At 70.0% G+C, this 2079-nt stretch carries 3 protein-coding genes; 1 reads left to right on the forward strand and 2 read right to left on the reverse strand.

Annotation, left to right across the window (positions count from 1 at the left end; genetic code table 11):
• Window positions 1-388, reverse strand: a 388-nt coding sequence (locus tag J7E68_RS17920; RefSeq protein ID WP_215174892.1) for a TetR/AcrR family transcriptional regulator, incomplete at its 3' end; no start/stop codon positions are given.
• 117 nt (window positions 389-505) lie between these two features.
• Between J7E68_RS17920 and J7E68_RS17925 the strand changes: the two genes are divergently transcribed.
• On the forward strand, window positions 506-1303 hold the full coding sequence (locus tag J7E68_RS17925) for a DUF1266 domain-containing protein (RefSeq protein WP_215174894.1): 798 nt from the start codon (window positions 506-508) through the stop codon (window positions 1301-1303).
• A 91-nt stretch (window positions 1304-1394) separates the two neighbouring features.
• On the opposite strand, the gene J7E68_RS17930 is transcribed toward J7E68_RS17925, so the two are convergent.
• Window positions 1395-2079, reverse strand: a 685-nt coding sequence (locus J7E68_RS17930) for a LacI family DNA-binding transcriptional regulator (protein ID WP_215174897.1), incomplete at its 5' end; no start/stop codon positions are given.

Here is a 2079-nt window from a genome sequence, read left to right on the forward strand (position 1 = left end):
CGGCGAACCGCGTCTCGGCCTCGGCGAACATGCGATGGGTGCTGGGCTGCTGCTGCATCGCGAACACCGCCCGCTGCACCGGCAGGGCGTAGCCCGCGGCCGTGAGGGCGCCGTCGATGATGCCGGCGAGCCTCTGGTCGGCGGTGCCGTCGACCTGCGGGATCGCGAACAGGTTCTCGTACCAGCGATCGATCACCGCGGCGACGAGCTGCTGCTTGCCGCCGAAGTGGTAGCTGACGAGACCCTGTGCGACGCCTGCTCGCTGCGTGATCTCGGCGATGCTCGCGCCCGCCACACCCCGCTCGGCGAAGAGCTCGATCGCGGCCTTCAGGATCACGCTTCGGGAGCGCTCCCGAGCCAGGCTGTTCTGTTCTTCGGAACGGGCCATGCTGTGTCCACCTCCCCAGGATTGGACTGCTTCGGTTTCCCCCCGAAGCCTATATATTACTGATTGAACGTCTATTCAAGCTACGAGCGGCCCCGGACCCCGGCCTCAAGGAGTGCAATGCGTCCCACAGTTTGGATCCTGCCGTCTCCGAAGGTGAAGACCACCGATCGATTCCCCGCTTTCGACGCGGACGCCAACGAGATAGCCCTCGGATTGCTGCAGATCAGCGCCCTGCCCTCCGGCGCCTGGAACGACCCGACCGCCTCGGCCCTCGACGACGCCGACAAGCAGGCGCTCGCCGATCAGTGGGGCGTGCGCTCGCGTGCGGACTGGCTCAGCATGATCGATCACCTGTCGACGGTGCGCCGGCGCCGCCAGATGTGGATGCTCCACCTCAGCGTGCGCAATGATCTGGCGCTCGCTGCAGGGCGCGTGCCGACGCCGAAGGAGTGGCTCGCCGCCATCGTCGCCGAGGGAGGCGACGAGCGCGACGCGCGTCCGTTCGTCGCCGGCATCGAGCAGATCGAGCACGAGGTGCGCAGGCGGGTCGGCGCCGACATCGTCTCACCTGAGCTGTTCGTGCGCACTCTCGACGCCTACGCGCTGGGCCAGGCTGTCGCGATGGCCACCTGGGGCGTGGCCCTGGGGCACGCCGACGTCGCAGAGGCACGCCGCATCATCCACCGGATCAACGTCGACGCGAGGCCCTCGTTCGTCTCGTGGGCCGACTTCGGCCTCAGCTACCTCGCCGGACGCGTCATGCACTGGAGCGACGGCGACGTCGACGAGACCGCTGTCGCGAAGTTCGGCGACGGGTGGACGAACCTCAAATCCGCAGCGCGGCGCGGAGGACCCTGGGCGACCCTGCCCTGGCGCGCACCCGTCGATGCGGACCCGTCGCCCCACCGGGGCTGACCCACAGACGCGCGGATGCGGACCAGCCTGAGGGGGCGCGAGGTCCGCATCCGCGTCACGCCCGTCGACCGCGCACGCGCGTCCGGGCCGACTACGACGAGGCGCGCACCACCAGCTCGGTCGGCAGGATCGTCGTGTGGGCGGGATCGCGACGGGCGAGGCGCGACAGCAGCACCCCGGCCATCGCCTCTCCCTGTGCGTACATCGGCTGTCGCATCGTGGTGAGCTGCGGGTCTGTGCTCACCGCGACGGACGAGTCGTCGAATCCGACGAGTGCGACGTCTTCGGGAACCCGGATGCCGGCGGCGCGCAGCGCCGTGAGCGCGCCGCGGGCCATGAGGTCGCTGGCGACGAAGATCGCATCGGGGCGCCCCACCTCGAGGATGCGGCGTGCGGCATCCGCTCCGCTGGCCTCGCTGTAGTCGCCCGCCTCTTCTGCGAACGGGGAGAGCCCGGCATCGGCCAGTGCTCCGCGGAATCCCTGCACGCGGTCGACAGAGGAGACCATGGTGATCGGTCCCGAGATCGTCGCGATGCGCGTGCGCCCGGTGTCGATCAGATGCTGCGTGGCGGTGCGGGCACCGGCGACGTTGTCGACGTCGACCACGTAGTCGCCCTCGCGGATCCGCACGGGTCGGCCACCCCAGACCACCGGCACCGCGTCGGCCACCCTGTCGATGAACGCGTCACTGGTGTGGTGCGACACGATGAGCGCCCCGTCGACGCCGCCCTTGCGCACGAAGCTCGCCATCTTGTCCCCGGGGTCGCCGCCCGCG

Source organism: Microbacterium sp. ISL-103 (assembly GCF_018613995.1).
Taxonomy (GTDB): Bacteria; Actinomycetota; Actinomycetes; order Actinomycetales; family Microbacteriaceae; genus Microbacterium.

Excerpts from the sequence above, each read along its gene's own strand:
- J7E68_RS17925 (WP_215174894.1), top strand. The coding sequence starts at position 506 with ATGCGTCCCACAGTTTGGATCCTGCCGTCTCCGAAGGTGAAGACCACC.